Below are 19,042 nucleotides of genomic sequence, written 5' to 3'. Positions count from 1 at the left end.
TCATTCACGCCATGAGCACTATGACGCCGACAGTCGAGATGGCCGGCGACAACCCCTCTCGGTTCGGGGGTGGTGCAGTCGCGCCCGATGACCTACGCGGAGTTCCTGGCATGGGCGCCGGAAGGCGGCTTGACCGAGTGGGTTGACGGCGAAGGCGTGCAATACATGCCGGCGACCCACGTTCATCAGCGCGTAGTCAATCTCCTGATCGCCCTGCTCTTGCTTAAGCCTGAAGCGACTGGGCAAGGTGTACTCGGGGCCGTATACGCTGCGCGCAAAGGCACAAGGCAACGCCCGTGAGCCTGATATCTTCGCGGTCATGCAAAATAACCCGCGACAGGAGACCGGCAAGGAGTTCATCGGCGCTGCGGATGTGGTCGTCGAAGTGATCTCGGACGACAGCCTGTTCCGCGACCGGGTGACGAAGTTCGACGAATACGAAGCTGCCGGTGTGCGCGAATACCGGCTGATTGCCCCGCGCCCCGAACGCCAACGTGCCGATTCCTACGTGCTCGACGCGGACGCCGGCCGCTACCGCCCCGCATCTTTGGAAGCTGACCGCATCTTTCGCTCGACCGTGCTGCCGGGCTTCTGGCTGGATGTGGACTGGCTGTGGCAGGAAAGCCCTAACGTCGCGGAGATCTACGAGACCATCCGCCGCGGCAACTAATCGAACAACGTCGGTCGGCGCGCGCGATACATCTCCCAAATCCGCCGGTCGCTGCGCGTCAGCGCGAGCCGCTCGACCTCCGCCGGTGTTGCCCAGATCAGCCGATCATAGCCATTTGTGCGCGGCGGCGTTCGACCCGGCATCGGCAGCCGGACGAGCCAGACGCGCCGCGTCAGCTTGAAGTGGGTGAAGGCGTGCTTCACGATGCCGAGTTGCTCTGCTTGGGTCGCCTTTACCCGCAGGCCGGTCTTGTGCGCGATCAGGTCGGTCAGGTCGGAAGGATGGAGGTCGGTGGGTGGGCATGAACGGTGTCGCGCAGCAGCACCAGCCGGCGCGCGCGGCGCGGAGATAAATTCCCACAAGCCGCCGAGCAAGCCATGGCGCGGGCGTTGGCCCAAGAGCGCGCGGCCGGCGCCGTCTACGAGCACGACGGTCGTCGCTTCGCGGTGCGGCGTCTGTTGCTTCGCCGGCTTGGACGGATACGCCTCGGGGTGGCCGCCGGCATAGGCTTTGCACAGCGCGCGCAGAGGACAAGCCGAACAACGCGGCGCGCGCGGGGTGCAGATCGTCGCGCCCAGATCCATCAGCGCCTCGTTGAAGGCGCCGGCGCGCCTGCGTGGCAGCAGCGACTCGGCCAGCGTCCATAGCTCCGCCTCGGTCGGCCGGGCCAGCCCGAAGATGCGGCTGAGCACGCGCCGGACGTTGCCGTCTAGCACAGGGGCGCGCGCGCCGAAGGCCAAGCTGGCGATCGCACCCGCGGTGTATCGCCCGACCCCCGGCAGCGCCATCAGACCTTCGACCGTGCGCGGGAGCTGCCCTCGGCGTTCATGCACGATGATCCGCGCAGCGGCGTGCAGGTTGCGCGCCCGGGCATAATAGCCCAGCCCTTCCCACAGCTTCAATACTTCGTCGAGCGGCGCAGCCGCCAGCGTTTCGAGCGTTGGGAAGCGCTGCGTCCAGCGCTCGAAATACGGGATGACTGTGGCGACCTGCGTCTGCTGCAGCATCACCTCGGAGAGCCAGACGTGATATGGATCGCGCGGCTCGCGACGCCAGGGCAGGTCGCGTTTGTGTCGTTCGAACCAGCGCAGCAGCCGGGAAGCCAATGCCGAGCGCGTCATCGCGTCGCTGTTTATAACGATCGTGTGAAGAGATAGGCCGTTGCGACTAGCCCCATCACTACGACGAATCCGCGCAGGTAGCGCTGGTTCACGCGCTTGGCATAGCGTGCGCCGAAGTAGCCGCCAAGCAAGCCGCCGGCTCCCATTAAGATCGCCAGCGGCCAGTTCACGATACCGCTCAGCGCGAAGAAGACCAATGCCACGCCATTGATGACGAATGCCAGCGCGGTCTTCAACGCGTTCATCCGGTGGATGTCCTGCAAGCCCATCAGGCTGAGCGAAGCCAGCATGAGGATGCCGATGCCGGCGCCGAAGTAACCGCCATAGGTGGCTACGAAGAGCTGGAACAGGATGCCCCAAATGCGCGCGCCGAGCGACACATGGCCGTCGTCGGCGCGGCGCATGGCTTCCACACTGCGCGCGGCGATACGGTTGAAGACGTCGCGCGCGGCGAAGATGAGCGTGGCGAACAACACCAGCAACGGCACGATGCGCCCGAACAGCTCTGGCGGCGTGCGCGTCAGCAGCAGCGCGCCGAGCAAGCCGCCGACAAAGCTGGGCGCGAGCAGCAGGATCAGCAGATTGACCAACGGTTTGAGGTCCTCGCGGTAGGCCCACACGCTCCCGACGGTGCCCGGCCACAATGCCGCGGTGTTCGTCGCGTTGGCGATGATCTTATCCACGCCGAACACCACCAGCGCCGGAAAGGCGATCAGGCTGCCGCCGCCGGCCACCGCGTTGATCGCGCCGCCGATGAACGCGGCGGCGAAGAGAAAGACGAGGCCGATGAGTTGCTCGATGAGGGTCATGGTCAGGACCGGTGAGACCGAACGGGTCCATCAGGTCGGTCAGATCAAGAACTGGCCGTTGCGGTAGAACACTTCGCCGTCGGCGCTGATCTCGGCGTCGTGCGCGCTGGCGATCATGTCCCAGTGCACGGCGCTGGTGTTGGTCGAGCCGGTATCGGGATAGCCGGCGCCGATCGCGATGTGGAACGTGCCGCCGATCTTCTCGTCGAACAGGATGTTGCGCGAGAAGCGCGTGATGCCGTAGTTCGTGCCGATGGCGAATTCGCCCACGTAGCGCGCGCCGCGGTCGGTGTCGAGCACCTGGTGCAGGAAGTCCTCGTTCTTGTCCGCTGTCGCTTTCACCACGCGGCCATCTTGGAACCACAGTTGAATGCCGCTCACCTCCCGCCCCTGGTAGATCGCCGGGTACGAGTAGCGCACCCAGCCGTTGACCGAGTCTTCGTGCGGGCCGGTGAAGATCTCGCCATCGGGGAAGTTGCGCTTGCCTTGGCTGTTCTTCCAGGTGCGGCCCTCGATGCGCAGAGTCAGGTCGGCGTTCGCTCCCTGCACGCGTAGAACTTTCTTGTCGCGCAGGAAGTCCACGTAGCGTTGCTGAGTGGCGCCGACTTCGCGCCATCGCGCGACCGGGTCGGGATCGTTGACCAGGCACGCGCCGAACACGAACTCGGTGTATTCGGCCAGGCTCATGTCGGCGTCCATGGCATACGCCTCGGTAGGGAACTGAGTCACGCACCAGTTGTAGTTGCCCTGGGCGCTGCGCTGCAACCGCTTGGTCAGAATCGGACTCATCGCTGCCTGGTGGCGCTGGATTTTGGCCGGGTCGGCGTTCGAGAGCCGGCGCGTGTTGGTCTCCGCGCCGATGCGGATGTAGGCGTCGAACTGGCCTTCCTCGACCGAGATGCGGTCCACCGGAGAGACGAAGTCGAGCTGCGCATCTTGTGCGTGCGCGTAGAGGATCTCCTGCGCGCCGGGCAGATCGGCGCGCAGAAAGGCGTTGCCGCCGGCCTTGAGGATCTCGCGATAGATTTCCAGCATCAACGGCGCCGCCGGCGTCTGGCCCCAAACATATACCGTCTGGCTGGGCTGAACCTCAATCGAGTAGTGGACGATGACTTGCGCCATCTTGTTGAAGCGAGGGTCGTACATGTCGGGGATTGTAGTCGCGCGTACCGGTCGGCATTTGTAAAATGCACAGGTCATGCCCCAGGTGCAACGGCGTTATTTGCGCGATTCGACCGCTCGGCGGCGGAGTCGCTTCATCCGCCCCGCGGTCGTCTTTCACCCCAATTTGCTCGATGGGATCAACCTGATTGCCGACGCGGTGAAGCCGACGCTCGGACCGTTGCCGCGCTTCGTCGGCATCGAGAGCATGACGCGCGATCGGCCGCCGGAATTGCTCGATGACGCCGCGACCATCGCCCGTCGCATCATCCAGATCGCCGATCCAACGGCAGATGTGGGTGCGATGATGATACGCCACGCGCTCTGGCGTATGCATGAAACCTGCGGTGATGGCTCGGCGACGATGGCGACCATTGCGCAAGCATTGGTACAACAAGCGACGAAGGCCATCGCTGCCGGCGCACACCCGGCGCTGTTGTGCAAGGGCATCGAGCGCGGCGTGGCGCAAGCCTCTGCGGATCTGCGCGCCGGTGCGGTGCGCCCGATGAGTGGGCGGCGTAGTCGCGAGCTGTTGGCTGCTTTAGCCAGGTCCGTGTGCCACGACGCGGAGCTGCGCGACGTGCTGGTGGAGATCGTAGACATCCTCGGCGCCGATGGTGCCATTCACGTCGTCAACAACGATGCGCGCCGCGTGGATCGCGAGTACATCGAAGGCGCGATGTGGGACTCGCCGTGGCTGACGACCGGCTTCGCGACCGATGCTGCGCAATCCATCGCCCGCATCTCCGACGCCGCCGTGATCCTGCTCGATGGCAAGCTCGATTCAGCCGTGAACGTGCTCGAGGGCCTCAAGCGCCTCTATGACTTGGGCCATCGCAACGTGCTCATCATTGCCGGCGACTTAAGCGACGAAGCCAAAACGGTGCTGGTCCAGGCCAAGCTGAGCGGCGTGATGAGGATCCTGCCGGTCAAAGCGCCGGGCTTCGATGCCAAGCGTGCTGTGGCGTTGCAGGATTTGGCGGCGCTTACCGGCGCGCGCATCCTGTTTGGCGATGCCGCTGCATTCGCCAGCCTGGCGCCGGAGGATGTCGGCAGCGTGCGTCGCGCTTGGGCCACGGCGCGCCAATTCGGGATCATCGGCGGCAAGCGCGACCCGGTTGCGTTGCGAAACGGCATTGCCTCGGTGCGCCGGAAAATTGATGAAACGCTGAACCTCGATGAGATCGCCGAACTGCGTATGCGTCTGGGCCGGCTGTGTGGTGGGCTGGCGATCGTGCGGGTCGGCGGGGCGACGAGCAAGATCCAAGAGAGCCGCCGGGACGAGGCGGTGCGCTTATCGCGGACGTTGCAGATGGCAGCCGGGCGCGGCTACGTGGCGGGTGGGGGTGCAGCGCTGTTCAAAATAGCCCAGACTTTGCTGAACGACGCAGAGCGTAGCAATGGCCGCGCAGATGATATAGCGTTCGGTGTGCGCTGTCTAGCGCGCGCGCTCGAATCGCCGCTGATGACGATCGCGGGCAACGCCGGCTTCGATCCCGCCGACGTTGTCGGCCAAGTCCGCGCGGCGTTACGCGCCAATCCGCATACATGCTACGGATTCGATGTGCGCAACGGCAGCACGGGCGATATGTTCGCCGCCGGCGTTGTGGACTCGGCGGAGGTGATCGAGCGCGCGGTGCGCGTGGCCGGCAGCCTGGCGGTGACTGCTATCACGACCGACGCCGTGGTGCACCATCGCAAGCCGGCGCTGGCGACGAATCCGTGAGTGGCTCGCGTGTCGCGTCTTACGTTTTACGTGATACGTAACCTGCAACCTTTAATTTGTAACCCATCTCATGCCAGCCTATCTCTTCATGCTCGACGGCGTGCGGCCGGACGCTATCGCTGCTGCCGACTGCCCGACGCTGAACGCACTCATGGCGCGCGGGGCGTACACAATGAACGCGCGCAGCGTCATGCCTTCGATCACGCTGCCCTGTCACACATCCATCTTTCATAGCGCGCCGCCCGAACGCCACGGCATCACGACGAACGTATGGACGCCTATGGCGCGCCCATTGCCCGGCCTGGTGGATTGGGCACGACAGCAGTTGGGCCTGCGCTGCGCGTTCTTCTACAACTGGGAGGAGTTGCGCGACCTCAGCCGGCCGGGCAGCCTGTCGTACGCCTTCTACGTGGATGCCAGCTACCTCGAACATGGTGACGATCTGGTGGCCGAGGCCGCGGCGCGCACGATGGCACATGAGCCGTTCGATTTCGCCTTCATCTACTTCGGCACCGTGGATACCGCCGGGCACGCCTATGGCTGGATGTCACCGGAGTACTTAGCCCAACTGGCGCGCGTGGATCGGCAGTTGGCGAAAGTGTTGGACGCGCTGCCGGCAGACGCCGCGCTCATCGTCCAGAGCGACCACGGCGGCCACGAGCGCACGCATGGCACCGACGCGCCGGAAGACATGACGATCCCGTGGATCGCCGCCGGGCCGAAGATCAAGGCCGGCTATGCGATTCAATCGGCGGTGAGCCTGCTGGATACGGCGCCTACCTTGGCGCGTCTGCTCGGCGTCACGGTGCACGCCCAGTGGGAGGGCCGGGTGATGGAAGAAATTTTCGACAGGTGAGCGCCTCGACGCCGATCTCCTACGCGCAGTTCGCGACCTGGGTACAGGATGCTTTGAATCACCTGTACGACTCGCCGCGCCTTCAGGATCATCCGCTGGCCGGACTGTTGGCGGAGCGGTCGGCCACGCGCGTTCAACGTGGCCAAACCTTGCGCCGCCTGTTGATCAACGCCATCTTGTCCATGGCACCTGAGCCGGGCACGCCGGCGCAATCGCCGGATTGGCGCGCCTACCGCATCCTGGAGCTTCACTTCATCGAGGGCCAAACGCCGGCGCAGGTGATGAGGGCGCTGGGACTCGGCCGCACGCTGTACTTCAAAGAGAAGGCGCGCATGGTCGAAGCGTTGACGCAGGTGTTGTGGGAGCAGCATGCCGAGCGATTCGCGCTCGATGAAGCCCAAGCCGACGCGCTTCCCCAGAATGGCCTCGAGGAGTTGACCTCGATCCAGGCGCGGGTCGAGCATTTGAACCTAGGCCAGGTGCTGGATGAGTTGTGCGCGATGATGATGCCGCTGGCGCAAGCCAAGGGTTGCATGTTGGTCTGCGCTCCTGCCGCCGATTTGCATGTGCGGGCGGATCGCGTTTTGCTGCGACAGGCGATTGTGGACGTGCTCGGCCATGTGCTCGAGATGTCAGATACGCTCTCGCTCACGTTGGCGGGCTTCACCGACGCCCGATCGCGAGGCGTGCGCATCTCGATTCAGCCAACGCCAGCGCACGCGGCGCTGCCGGCATCGGCGCTGGCGCTGGCAACCCAGTTGATGCGCTTGATGGGTGGTGAGGTCACTGTGCAGTCGGGCGAAATTCACCTGCGTTGGCCTGCCGAGGACGCTGCGGCGAAAACACTGTTGGTCATAGACGACAACGCCGGTCTGATCCAACTCTTCCGCCGCTATCTCACCGGACATGCCTGGCGCGTGATCGGCGCGGGCAATTTGGCCGAGGCGCTGGCGGTGGCCGCCGAAACCACGCCCGATGCCGTTGTCCTCGATGTGATGCTGCCTGGACAAGATGGCTGGGAGGCGCTGCGTACACTCAAGTCGCACGAGCACACCCGCCGTGCGCCGGTGATCATCTGCTCGGTCATGCACCAGCCGGAACTGGCGGCGCAATTGGGCGCAGCAGGTTATCTGAAGAAGCCGGTGACGCAGGCGCAGTTGTTGCAGGCGCTGGCGTCTTTGGCATAGACGAATCTAGCTTATCCCAACCCGGCGCGAGGGCGTGTAGCGACGCCTCAATGGCGCGGACTAACTCACCCAGGCGGAAGCCCGCATCCTGGTAGAGGGTCAGCGCGCCGGGCAACGGTAAACGGGCGTGATCCTCGGCATGCCCGGAGATCACGATGACCGGAATGGCCGCCCAACCACGTTCGGCCATGCATCGCAGCACCTGCAGCCCGTCCATGTCCGGCATGACCAGATCGAGTAACACCAGATCTACGGCGTGTTTTTCCAATTGCGCGAGGGCTTCGGCGCCGGTGTGTGCCACGATGATCGTCTGCACAGTGGACTGAGCGCGCAACATCCGTTGCAGCAGCCGCACCATCTTCAGATCGTCGTCTACGATCAACACGGTGCAGGGCGCAGCCGGCAGTCGCTCGAGTGCTTGAAGGAGGTCTTGGCGCAGGACCGGCTTGGCCAGGAAGTCTTGGACGCCCAAAGCCAGCGCGATCTCTCGCCGGTTGGGTAGCGGACACCGCACGACGAAAGTCTCCGGAGGTGCTTGGGGGGTCGGCGCATCGCGATCTATGATCAAGGCGATCGCCTTGACCTCGGCGGCCAACTTTGCGCCGGTTTCTGGGTCGGCCGCATGCAGGGCGCGGTGATGGCTGAGATGGCGCTGAATCGCATCGCTCACCCGTGCATCTTCGCTGGCCACGACGATCAGCCGCTCGGTATGGTCTAGGGGGACGTGCGGGCGATATCGTGCCGGTGGCATCACAGTGGCGGCAGGCATCTGGTCGCAGGGCAACGTGAACCAGAACGTGCTGCCTTTGCCCACTGTACTGGTCACCCCCATCGTCCCGCCATGCAGTTCGACGAATTGCCGGCTGATGGGCAAGCCAAGGCCGGTGCCGCTGTGCCATGTCGAAGTCGGCAGTTCAGTGGTGTGGAAGGCCTCGAAGATCTTCGGCAGATCTCGCTCGGCGATGCCGCGCCCGGTGTCGCTCACCGCGATCCGAATGGCACCGCCGGGCATCTGGCCGTCGTCGGTCAGTGCGCATCGGATGGTGATCTGGCCACGATCGGTGAAGCGGGCCGCGTTCACCAGCAGGTTGAGGATCACTTGACGAATGCGCAGCCGATCCACCCATACCGGCGGCAGGTTCGGCGCGATCTCCACGCACAAGCGCAACCCTTTCAGGTTGACGTAGTCGCGGATGGTATTCGCGGCTTCCTCGACCAGCGCGGCCAGGTCGGTGGATTCGCGCACCAGCGACAGTTTGCCGGCCTCGATGCGCGACATGTCGAGGATGTCGTCCACCAGCGCCAGCAGGTGCTGCGCGGCTTGATAGATGGCGCTCAGATCGGAGCGATAGGCGCTGGGCAGTGCGATGCCCTCATAGCTCTCCGGCGCAGTCAACATCACTTCGCTGAACCCGACGATCAAGTTCAACGGGGTACGTAACTCGTGGCTGACGTTGGCGATGAACTCGGTCTTGGCCCGTTCGGCATCCTCGGCCTGCTTGCGGGCAGCGACGAGGGCCGTGTTGGCGCGTTCCAAGCGATAGTAGGCTTGATCCAGGCTCTTCACCATGTCGGCCAATTGGGCGCGGTGACGCTGTGTTTCTTTCAGGGCATCGCGGGCTTCCATGAAGTGCCTGAGCGACCATTCCGTGGTCGTCGTCAGTGCCGAAGATGATGCCCAGCCGATCAGCGCACCCATCCCTCCGCTCAAGATGGCGATCCACTGCTGGGTGGCCGAAAGCGCCGGCATACCCGGCCAGTGTGCCGCTCCGATTACCAGCCCTGCCGTCAATGCACCGGCCGGCAGGGCCGCGGGTGCGCCGATCAACACCACGGCGAGCAGGGGTAAAAAAGCGTAGAGGAATGCTGTATCTCCGTCTTGGAAGACGTAGAGCGCCGTGGTGACGCCGGCAGCTAACCCCAGCAGCCAGACCACGCTCGATGCCAACATGTGTTGCCGGGATAGCCACAGGGCCAAGCCGCTGGCCGGCAAGATGCAAAACGCAACGAACCATAGCGCGCCGCCGAAGCGCTCCGGCCAGACCTGGGTGGCCACCACGTGCCAGACGCAATACGTCAGCATCACCGTCAGAATTAGCAGGCGCGTGGTACTCAGAAACAGGTCTTCGGCCGACGTCTGGAATTCCGGGTCTTTACGTCGCGCCACGATCAGCAAGTACCACATGGATCACCTCGGGGTGAACGGTTTGTGAACGCATCGTGAACTGAAACGATTGCAGCGACCGGCAGGATTGTGCTATCACTTCCTACTACTGGCAGGTTTGACGCGCATTTTGCCCTCGTTGTCGCTGCATCGCAATCGCCGTTCGCCGGCGCCGCCTCTGCCAGGAAGTGGATTCGCGGAAGCGCTGCCATGCCACCATCGCGCGCATTGCGATGACCACAGTCACGGTCATCGCTCTGCTAAACCGAAGCGTAACAGAAAAAGGAGGTAGACCCGATGTTCGAACGAACTCAATCCATGTCTCGGCGACGTTTCTTGAAAGCTGCGGCTTTCGGCGTCACCGGCGCACTGGCGGCCTGCGCCGCACCCGCCGCTGCACCGCCGGCGCAACCCGCTCAACCGGCAGCGCCCGCGGAAGCGCCGGCAGCGGCCGATGGTGAGCTGAAGGGCGAACTGATCTTCTGGGGCCATGCCGACCATCCGATCTATGACGCTGGCCAGGCCTTCATGAAAAAGTACCCCGGCGTCACGTTCACCCAGGTCGAGATCACTGACGAGCGCACCACCAAGGTCGAAGCGGCGCTGGCCGCCGGCGAAGGTGCGCCCGACCTGAACTGGCTGGAGGCGAACGAGGTACAGCTCTACGGCCGGCGAGGCGTGTTGCTCGATGTGACCGACGTGGTCAAGCAGTATGAGAAGGACCTCGTGCCGGCCAAGTTGGCTGAGGCGCGGGTGAGTGGCCGCTACTATGGCATGCCCGGCGACATCACGCCCAACACGTTGTGGGTGCGCCCGGATATCCTGGAGAAAGCTGGCGTGCCGATGTTCGAGAAAGATATCAAGTACGAGGACTTCCTCATCGCGGCCAAGACGGTGAAAGAAAAGGCTGATTCCAGCTTATACGTCTTCGGCGCGGATGGTGGCGGCCAGAGCAGCTTGATGTTCCAGTGCCCGTTCTACGCGCTGGGCGGCAACATTTCGGATGAGAGCGGCGAGGAGATCCTGTTCGACCAGGGCGACGCTGCTGTGCGCGCGGTGGAATACGCGAAGATGGCCTGGGATGCCGGCGCAGGCCTGGATGCCGGCTGGTTCTCGCCGCCCTACTGGGCCGCGATCAAGGAAGGCAAGCTTGGCGGCACCTACTCGCCGCCGTGGATGCGTGGCTTCTTCGAGACCGAGGTGAAGACGCCCGAGACCGGCCAAGGCAAATGGAAGAGCGTGGTCCTGCCGATCTACGCAGGTGGCGAGAAGCATCGCACCAACGTATGGGGCGGCGCGACGCTGTGTTCATACACCCAGACCAAAGTGCCCGACCTGGTCAAGAGGTTCATGGAGTTCACCTTCGCTACAATGGAGGGCGCACAGGTCACGGCTGACTGGGGCATCGTCCCGCCCTATCTGCCCTGGTTGACGACCAAGTTGAAGGACGTGAAGCAGACGCTGTTCAGCGACCAGACTTGGACCGACACGCTGAATGAAGCGCTCACGTTGATGCGCGAGGACTACTATCGCACGCCGGCCTACGGTCTGTCCGGCATCGCAGGTGGCGGGCCGCTCTACGACAAGTACTTCATCCCGATGATGAAGGGCGAACTCGACATCGAGGCGGGCGTGAAGCAGTGGGCGGATGACCTGCGCACCGAGAACAAGAAGTTGTTGGAAAGCCTGAAGTGAGTTGTAGCACGACAGGCGCGTTAGCCCGGCACCGGGTCGCTCGAGTCAACCCGGTGTCGGGCCCAGACAGGAGCGATGGCGCAGGCGATCGGAACGACAAGCGCGGTTCCACAGGCGACGCGCAGCACGAAGTGGCGTGCGTTGCTCAGGGAAATGTGGAAGCATCGGGTGGACTACCTGTTCATCTCGCCGTTCTTCATCGTCTTCCTGGTGTTCGGCGTCTACCCGACAGTGTGGGGGCTGCGGCTTAGCTTGTCGCGCTGGCCCGGTGGCCAAAAGCCGATGGAGTGGGTCGGCCTGAACAATTACATCGGCCTGCTCACCAGCGATCCGCTGCTCGGCAAGGCCTTCGTGAACACGATGATGCTGCTGGGCTGGATCTTGCCGACCGGCCTGGCGTTCGCTCTCATCGTCGCCGTGATGTTGAACGCGCGCCGGTTGCGGGGGCGCGGCATCTTCCGCACCATCTACTTCTTGCCCTTCGTCACCTCCGGCGTCATTGTTGCCATCGTGTTCTCGCAGTTCCTGGACAAGAACTACGGCTGGGTGAACTTGTTGCTGGGCAAGGTCGGCATTCCACCGGTGCCATGGTTGACCGAGGCGATCCCTGCACAAATTTCGGTGACGCTGCTCTTGCATTGGATGGGCAGCGGCACCAACATCTTGATCTTCCTGGGTGCGCTGCAAGCGATTGATCGAGAGCTTTACGAGGCCGCCGAGATTGACGGGGCCAACGCCGTGCAGAGCTTCTTCCGCATCACCGTGCCGATGCTGCGGCCGGTGCTGCTGTTCATGATCATCACCGCCACCATCGGCCTGATCAACCTGTATGCTCAGGTGAAGCTGCTGACGAACGGGGGCCCGCAGAACAACACCTACACGATGTTCATGCGCATGATGGACCTGATCGCCGGCAATCGCTTCGGCGAAGGGGCGGCGCTCGGCTTTCTCATGGGCGCCGTGATCCTGGTGATCACCTTCGTCCAGCTCCGCTTGCTGCGTAGTTGGTGGACTGTGGAAGGCAATCTCAAGGGCTGATTTCAGATGGCTGCGCTCGCTCCCGCTTCCCCCGCGCGACCGTCGAAGCGGTCGCGTTCGCTGCGCCAGGCGATCGGCTACGGCTTGCTCTACGTCTTCCTGACCATCCTGGCGGTCATCTTTTTGTTCCCCTTCTACTCGATGGTCGTCGGATCGTTGATGTCGAAGGAGGAACTCTTCCGGTCGTATCCACAGTTGTGGCCACCGAACGGCCCGCAGTTCACGGCCTACCGGCTGTTGCTGCAAATAGCGACGCCCGAGGAAGTGGCCGCGTCCGGCCTGCAGAACATCAACAACTACAACTTCGTGCGCTACATTTTCAACACGCTGCTGATCGCCAGCGTCGCGGTGGCGCTGCAGGTGTTCTTCAACACGCTGGCCGGCTACACCTTCGCCAAGCGCAACTTTCCCTTCAAGAATCAGTTGTTCAGCGTCATCCTGGCCACGTTGCTGCTGCCGGCAGCCATCAACTTCGTGCCGTTCTATCTGCTGGTGGCCGGCACGTTCGGCTGGAAGGACACCTACTGGCCGTTCTGGATCCCCAGCCTGGCGACGGCCTTCGGCATCTTCCTGATGCGCCAGTTCATCGCCTCCACCATCCCGGACGAGCTGATTGACTCGGCGACGATTGACGGCGCATCGCAATTCCAGATCGTCACCCGCATCGTCATGCCGATCATGGCCGGCGGCATGGTCGTGCTGGGCATCCTGACGTTCGTCGCCGTCTATAACGAATACATCCTTACCAACCTCATCATCAGCAAACCCGATCTGCGCACCGTGCAGCTCTTCCTGGCCAACTTCAAACAAGCGACCATCCGCGCGCCGTTATACGACCTGCTCTTCGCTGGCAGCGTGATGGCGACCATCCCGCTGCTCATCCTCTTCTTCGTCTTCCAGCGCAAGCTGGTCGAAGGCGTCATGTCCGGCGCGATCAAGGGGTAAACGCGTTGTGCACAGCACGCCAACGTGCCAACGTGTTAACGTGCCAGCGCGCTCGACGCGCCTAAAATTACCTTGTCGCATCGAACATGGACTGGAAGCACTTAGACGAACCCGCGTCCATCTTCGCACTCGCGCCGCAGCCGGGCGGCGGTTGCCTCGCTGCCACCGAACAGGGCCTGTGGCAGCTCGATCCTCGACATGGTGGCTGGCAACCGATCGCCCCTCAGTTCGCTCATGTGCCGCTCACCGCGGTCGCGGCCTACGACCGAACATGGCTGATCGGCTCCAACGGCGACATCGCCTTCTCTCACGACGGCGGCCAGAATTGGCAACTTGCCAACCTGCCGGTGAAAGCGCGGGTGCTCGGCTTGGCCATTTCGCCCGCCTTCGAGCGCGATGGCATCGCGCTCGCTGCTACCGCCGAAGATGGTGTGCTGCGCAGCGCCGACCGCGGCGTGACCTGGCATGCCTGGAACTACGGTCTGCTCGACTTAGGCATCAACGCCATCGCGGTTTCGCCGGATTTCGGCGAGGATACGACGTGTTTTGCCGCCAGCGATCACGCTGTGTTCATGAGTGTCAACGGCGGTCGGGCGTGGCAGGAGTTGCCCGCGTCGATGGCGGCTGCCCCGTTCACGTCGCTGACCGTCGCGACAACCCCGCGCGGCCCGACGCTCTACGCCGGCACGGAGGGCAACGGCCTGTGGGCGGCTGTCGCCCCTTACGAGGCATGGCAACAAATCAAAGGGCTGCGTGCCGACGAGGTCAACTTCGTCTTGCCCGGATGGGCGGCGACGAATTCCGGCATATACGTTGCTTCGGGCGGACGCTGGCGCAGGGCCTCCGACCAGCCCGACGTGATGTGCATGGCGCTGCTCGACGATGGCACATTGGTCGCCGGCACGGCCGGGAGCGGCATGTGGCATGCAGCGGCTGAGTGGTGATGGCGTCTGGGACGAATGGGCTGCCGGCAGCGATCACGTCGGCGTTGGCAGCGCGCGACGCATTTTTGCGAATGTGTCACCCCTCGTTTCGCGCGGTCTGCCTGTCCCAAGCGGGGCGTTTCTGGCGAGGGGTGTCTCGTCCCTGTGGAGAAATGCGTCCTGTCCCATTGCGCCTCATGTCGGCGGCGCCGCTGATCAGCGTTAGAATGTCCGGCAGGTGCAACCCACAACCCCTATGCCTCCGTCCTCTGTGACGAGCGAATTTTCAGTTGAACGACAGTGGCGTTCCGACCGGCGCAGCCCAGGGCGGTGGGTCTTCTCTCACCTTTGGCGCTACAAGGTCTATATCCTGGGCATCCTGATCGGCGCGCTGGGCAATGCCGGCGGCGCTGCGGTCATGCCGTTGCTCGTCGGTCAGGCGTTCAACGCAGTGGTTGCTCAACCGCCGGACACCGCGGCGCTTGGGCTCGTCGTCGTGCTGATTGTCCTTTCGCAGATTGTTCGCGCCGTCTTGCAGTTGGGCCGCAACTTCTCCTCGGAGATCATCGGCCAACGCATTGAGCGCGATGCCCGCGACGAACTCTACACCAGCCTGATCGGCAAGAGTATGTCGTTTCACGACCGCCAGTCCATCGGCGACATCATGGCCCGCGCGACGAACGACGTGCGCGAAGTCAACCTGCTGATGAACCCCGGCGTCAACCTGGTGGTGGGCTCGGCTGCATTTCTGCTCTTCCCGTTGGTCATTGGCCCGCGCATCCATCCGCAGCTCGTCGCTGTGCCGCTGTTCTATGTGGCGGCCTACGCGGTTGCGGTCGCGTATTACCTGCGCAAGCTGGCGCCGGCCACCGAGCGTGTGCGCCGCGCCTTTGGCCAGATGAACGCGACGCTGGCCGAGTCCATTGAAGGCATCGAGACAGTGAAAGGCGCTGCGCAGGAAAACCGCGAAATCGCGCGCTTTCGTGGCGTGGTGGATGCCTGGCGCGCTGCGGCGGTCGGGCAGGGAGATGTGGAGTCGCTCTACTTGCCTTCGCTGATCTTTGGGATGACCATGGCGTTGGGCCTGTTGCACAGCCTGTTGCTGTATCACGCCGGCGCGATCAGCGTGGGGGATGTGGTGGCTTACAACGGCGTGCTGATGTTCTTGCAGTTTCCGACGTTCGCCACCCAGTTCGCCTATCCGCAGGTGTCCTCGGGCCTGGCCAGCGCGCGGCGCATCCTGGAGTTGATGAACGCGGAAACTTCGCTCGATGAGAACAAGGGGGGCTACGCGGGCGCGATGCGCGGCGACGTGACTTTCGATCGCGTCACGTTCCGCTATGGCGAGGACGAGCGGCCGGCGTTGCAAGACGTCACGATCTCGGTCAAGGCCGGTCAAACTGTGGCCATCGTCGGCCAGACCGGCGCCGGCAAAAGCACACTCACCAAGATGATCAACCGCATCTACGATGTGGACGCCGGATGCGTCTGCGTGGACGGCGTTGATGTGCGCGATTGGGATCTCGACGCGCTGCGCCGGCAAATCTCCACGATCGAGCAGGATGTCTTCCTGTTCTCGCGCACCATCGCCGAGAACATCAAGTTCGGCTGCCCAGACGCGACCCAGGCGGAAATCGAACAGGCCGCCAAAGCCGCGCAAGCGCACGAGTTCATCCTCTCCTTCAAGGACGGCTATAACACCATCGTCGGCGAGCGCGGCGTCACGCTCTCCGGTGGGCAACGCCAGCGCATCGCCATCGCCCGCGCCTTCTTGGCCGACCCGCGCATCCTGATCCTAGATGACTCCACCAGTGCGATCGACAGCGCCACCGAAGATCTGATTCAGCGGGCGATGTTTCGCGTCGCACAGGGACGCACGACTTTCTTGATCACGCATCGCCTGTCCCAGATTCGCTGGGCGGACTTGATCGTGGTGCTCAAGCAGGGCCGCGTGGTCGCCTGTGGATCGCACGAAGAGTTGATGCGCACGTCCAAGGACTACCGCGCGATCTTCGCCGGCGACGACGAGCGCCCGAAGAAATCTGCCTCGCTCTCCCCACTTTCGCCTCCCGACTGGCCACGCGAGGCGCGCCGGATGCCGGAGGTCGAGAGGGGGGAGTAAGGGTAGGCGCGATGTTCATGGGACTTGCCGCCGAGAAATACGATCGGCAATACAGCGACCGGCAGTTGCTCCGCCGCATGGCGGCATACTTTGCGCCGTATCGGGGGCGCTTGATCCGGCTCGCCTGCATCATCCTCTCCATTACGGCGATTGGTCTAGTCAGCCCGCTGCTCATCGCGCGCGGCATTGATCTGGTCGGCGCGCAACCTCATGTCGGCGCGATCGTCGCGTTGTGCGCCGGCTTGCTCGCCTTGTCGGTGATCAACTGGGTATGCAACCTGGCGCGTCGGCGGATGACCGTTCGGCTGATCGCCGATGTGATCGGCCAGATGCGCAACGATGCGTTCAGGGCCACCATTCATCACGATATGGCCTTCTTCGACGAGTTCCAGTCCGGCAAGGTGATTGCGCGCATCACTAACGACACGCAGGAACTCTCGCAGGTCACGGTGTTGATCTCCGACCTGATCAGCCAATTCACTATTTTGATCGTGCTGGTCGGCGTGCTGTTGACGATCTCCTGGCCGCTCACCCTGGCGCTGTTGGCCATGGCGCCGGTGGTGGTGTTCTTTGGCTGGGCCTTTCGCCGCGTGGCGCGCATGGTCACGCGCTCCGGTTTTCGCGCGATCGCCGAGGTGAACAGCGCAATCCAGGAGGCCGTGGCCGGCATTCGCGTGGCCAAAACCTTCCGCCAGGAGCAGGCGATCTACGACCGCTTCAAGCAGATCAACCGGCGGTCGTACGAGGTGAACCTGCGGCGCGGCTTCGTGCTCTCAAACGTCTTCCCAACGTTGAACGCGATGGCCGGCCTCGGCACGGCTGTCATGACCTACGTGGGCGGCCTGGCCGCGATCGGCGGGACGGTCTCGGTCGGCGCCTGGTACTTATTCATCATCAGTTTGGAACAGTTCTGGTTCCCCATGACCAACATCGCGTCGTTCTGGAGCCAGATCCAAGGCGGCCTGTCGGCTTGCGAGCGCATCTTTGCGCTGATTGATGCCGAGTCATCCGTCACGCAAATTCAAGCCGATGCCAGCGACCACGTTCCCAACGCGCGATCTTCGGCGCCTCATTCGAGGTTGAAGGGGGAGATTGAGTTCAAGGGTGTGCACTTCCGTTACAACGAACAGCAGCAGGTGCTGCGCGACTTCTCGCTGCGCATCGCGCCCGGCGAGAGCGTAGCGCTGGTGGGGCACACCGGCGCGGGCAAGAGCAGCATCATCAAGCTGATCACGCGCTTCTACGAGTTTCAAGGTGGCCAGATTCTGATTGATGGGCGTGATATTCGCACCTTCGATCTAACCGAGTATCGTCGCCAGCTTGGCCTGGTGTCGCAGTCGCCCTTCCTCTTCAATGACACGGTGATGAACAACATTCGCTACGCGCGGCCGGATCTGAGCGACGACATGGTGGAAGCGGTCGCGCGGCGGATTGGCGACGGCGAATGGGTCGCGGCACTGCCCAACGGCCTGTGGACGCAAGTTGGCGAGCGCGGCCAACATCTCTCGATGGGTCAACGGCAACTCGTCGCCCTGGCGCGCGTGCTCGCGCAGCGCCCGGCCATCTTCATTTTGGATGAGGCAACGGCCAGCGTGGACCCCTTCACCGAGAAGCAAATTCAGGCTGCGCTGAATCTCATCCTGGCCGATAGCACCTCGATCCTGATCGCGCACCGGCTTTCGACTGTGAAGTCCGTGGACCGCATTATTGTGCTCGATCGCGGCAGGATTATCGAAGAAGGTGATCACGCGACGTTGATGTTGCGCGGCGGCCACTATGCGACGCTCTACGACACCTACTTCCGCCACCAATCCGCTGACTTCAACGCAGGGATGTATCAAAAGCTCAAGGCGTAAAAAAAGCCGGCTCCCTCGCGCAAGGGAGCCGGCCTGCATCCGACTCGTTCGGGCGTGCGCTAGTAGCGACGGTTGTTGCTGCGTCCGCGCCGGTCGCGGTTAAAGCCGCTTTTGTTGAGCGAGCTGTTGTAACCGCCATTGCTGCGCTGCTCCGGCGGGCGCGCTTCGCTGACGTTCATGGTGCGCCCTCCGAAGTCCTGCCCATCGAACATCCTGATGGCTTTGCTGGCTCCGTCGGCGGTTTCCATTTCCACGAAGGCGAACCCACGCGGTCGGTTAGTCATGCGATCCAACGGGATGGTGACCGATACGATGGCGCCGGCTTGTGTGAAGCGTTCGCGCAGCGCGTCCTCTGAGGTGTCGAAAGGCAGATTGCCAACATACAGTTTGGTGTTCATACGATCCTCCTGTGATCGTTTGCTGCGAGGCTTTCCCCGCAGCGCGTCAAGAATTCACCCGTAGGAGATGGAAGGACGGTTTGGCTCAAATCGCGCGATCTGACACAAAAGCACCGCGGAGAAGGCCGAGGGCGTGGAACTTGCGCGGATCGACTGCTGACTGACCGAACGTGATCCGTAAATCTCTACAGACGGGAACCATTGTAATCCATCTTTGTTGCGCCGTCCAGGCCGAGATGCTGGGGGGTCTATTTCAGTTTGGGGGCGAAGAATAGGCAGCAGACCACATCGCGTCAAAGGCGTGACCCATGACGGCCGCCCGAATCGGGAGCAGACGCTCGATGCCGGGACGGCTCCAGCGCATCCCGCTA

General features: G+C 63.3%; 16 protein-coding genes. 11 read left to right on the top strand and 5 right to left on the bottom strand.

The window, feature by feature from the left end; genetic code table 11:
* The first annotated feature begins 87 nt into the window (after window positions 1-87).
* Window positions 88-300 (top strand): Uma2 family endonuclease, encoded by a 213-nt coding sequence (locus GXH28_RS13605; RefSeq protein ID WP_169239561.1) that lies wholly within the window; start codon window positions 88-90, stop codon window positions 298-300.
* Window positions 248-670, top strand: a complete 423-nt coding sequence (locus GXH28_RS13600) for a Uma2 family endonuclease (RefSeq protein ID WP_169239574.1) — start codon at window positions 248-250, stop codon at window positions 668-670. The genes GXH28_RS13605 and GXH28_RS13600 overlap by 53 nt, the downstream gene beginning before the upstream one ends.
* Here GXH28_RS13600 and mutY read toward each other — a convergent pair.
* The 3 genes from mutY to GXH28_RS13585 are packed head-to-tail and all read right to left on the bottom strand — an operon-like array spanning window position 667 to window position 3,746.
* Window positions 667-1,791: an A/G-specific adenine glycosylase gene (gene mutY / locus GXH28_RS13595; protein ID WP_169239573.1), complete on the bottom strand. Its 1,125-nt coding sequence runs from the start codon at window positions 1,789-1,791 to the stop codon at window positions 667-669. The two genes, GXH28_RS13600 and mutY, sit on opposite strands and share 4 nt — an antisense overlap.
* 11 nt (window positions 1,792-1,802) lie before the next feature.
* A complete protein-coding gene (locus GXH28_RS13590) occupies window positions 1,803-2,600 on the bottom strand; it encodes a sulfite exporter TauE/SafE family protein (protein WP_169239572.1) in 798 nt (265 codons plus the stop codon).
* Window positions 2,601-2,639: 39 nt separating this feature from the next.
* A complete protein-coding gene (locus GXH28_RS13585) occupies window positions 2,640-3,746 on the bottom strand; it encodes an aminopeptidase (protein WP_169239571.1) in 1,107 nt (368 codons plus the stop codon).
* Window positions 3,747-3,798: 52 nt separating this feature from the next.
* Between GXH28_RS13585 and GXH28_RS13580 the strand changes: the two genes are divergently transcribed.
* The 3 genes from GXH28_RS13580 to GXH28_RS16885 all read left to right on the top strand — a co-directional run bounded on the left by GXH28_RS13580 (window position 3,799) and on the right by GXH28_RS16885 (window position 7,530).
* On the top strand, window positions 3,799-5,487 hold the full coding sequence (locus tag GXH28_RS13580; protein WP_169239570.1) for a TCP-1/cpn60 chaperonin family protein: 1,689 nt from the start codon (window positions 3,799-3,801) through the stop codon (window positions 5,485-5,487).
* Between the two features lie 70 nt (window positions 5,488-5,557).
* The gene (locus tag GXH28_RS13575; protein WP_169239569.1) at window positions 5,558-6,343 is read left to right on the top strand and encodes an alkaline phosphatase family protein; all 786 of its coding nucleotides are present in this window, start codon (window positions 5,558-5,560) and stop codon (window positions 6,341-6,343) included.
* Window positions 6,340-7,530, top strand: coding sequence for a response regulator (locus tag GXH28_RS16885; RefSeq protein WP_169239568.1), 1,191 nt, complete (start codon window positions 6,340-6,342; stop codon window positions 7,528-7,530). The genes GXH28_RS13575 and GXH28_RS16885 overlap by 4 nt, the downstream gene beginning before the upstream one ends.
* On the opposite strand, the gene GXH28_RS13565 is transcribed toward GXH28_RS16885, so the two are convergent.
* Window positions 7,427-9,715 carry a response regulator gene (locus GXH28_RS13565; protein WP_169239567.1) on the bottom strand — a complete coding sequence of 763 codons (2,289 nt, stop codon included), beginning with the start codon at window positions 9,713-9,715 and terminating at the stop codon, window positions 7,427-7,429. The two genes, GXH28_RS16885 and GXH28_RS13565, sit on opposite strands and share 104 nt — an antisense overlap.
* Before the next feature lie 297 nt (window positions 9,716-10,012).
* On the opposite strand from GXH28_RS13565, the gene GXH28_RS13560 reads away from it, so the two are divergent.
* From GXH28_RS13560 to GXH28_RS13535, 6 genes are all read left to right on the top strand, one after another.
* Window positions 10,013-11,389, top strand: coding sequence for an ABC transporter substrate-binding protein (locus GXH28_RS13560; RefSeq protein ID WP_206156852.1), 1,377 nt, complete (start codon window positions 10,013-10,015; stop codon window positions 11,387-11,389).
* A gap of 153 nt (window positions 11,390-11,542) precedes the next feature.
* Entirely contained in the window at window positions 11,543-12,427 is an 885-nt protein-coding gene (locus GXH28_RS13555; protein WP_169239566.1) for a carbohydrate ABC transporter permease, read from the top strand.
* Window positions 12,428-12,433: 6 nt separating this feature from the next.
* Window positions 12,434-13,372, top strand: a complete 939-nt coding sequence (locus GXH28_RS13550) for a carbohydrate ABC transporter permease (protein WP_169239565.1) — start codon at window positions 12,434-12,436, stop codon at window positions 13,370-13,372.
* Between the two features lie 86 nt (window positions 13,373-13,458).
* Window positions 13,459-14,316 carry a WD40/YVTN/BNR-like repeat-containing protein gene (locus tag GXH28_RS13545; RefSeq protein ID WP_169239564.1) on the top strand — a complete coding sequence of 286 codons (858 nt, stop codon included), beginning with the start codon at window positions 13,459-13,461 and terminating at the stop codon, window positions 14,314-14,316.
* 250 nt (window positions 14,317-14,566) lie between these two features.
* Window positions 14,567-16,417 carry an ABC transporter ATP-binding protein gene (locus tag GXH28_RS13540; protein ID WP_320447967.1) on the top strand — a complete coding sequence of 617 codons (1,851 nt, stop codon included), beginning with the start codon at window positions 14,567-14,569 and terminating at the stop codon, window positions 16,415-16,417.
* Window positions 16,418-16,428: 11 nt separating this feature from the next.
* Window positions 16,429-18,273, top strand: a complete 1,845-nt coding sequence (locus tag GXH28_RS13535) for an ABC transporter ATP-binding protein (RefSeq protein ID WP_169239563.1) — start codon at window positions 16,429-16,431, stop codon at window positions 18,271-18,273.
* Window positions 18,274-18,332: 59 nt separating this feature from the next.
* On the opposite strand, the gene GXH28_RS13530 is transcribed toward GXH28_RS13535, so the two are convergent.
* Window positions 18,333-18,671, bottom strand: coding sequence for an RNA recognition motif domain-containing protein (locus tag GXH28_RS13530; protein ID WP_169239562.1), 339 nt, complete (start codon window positions 18,669-18,671; stop codon window positions 18,333-18,335).
* Window positions 18,672-19,042: the final 371 nt, after the last annotated feature.

Origin of the sequence: Candidatus Roseilinea sp. NK_OTU-006, assembly GCF_012931985.1 — a bacterium.
Lineage (GTDB): Bacteria > Chloroflexota > Anaerolineae > J036 > Brachytrichaceae > JAAFGM01.
This window is presented reverse-complemented; position numbering and strand designations above follow the sequence as displayed.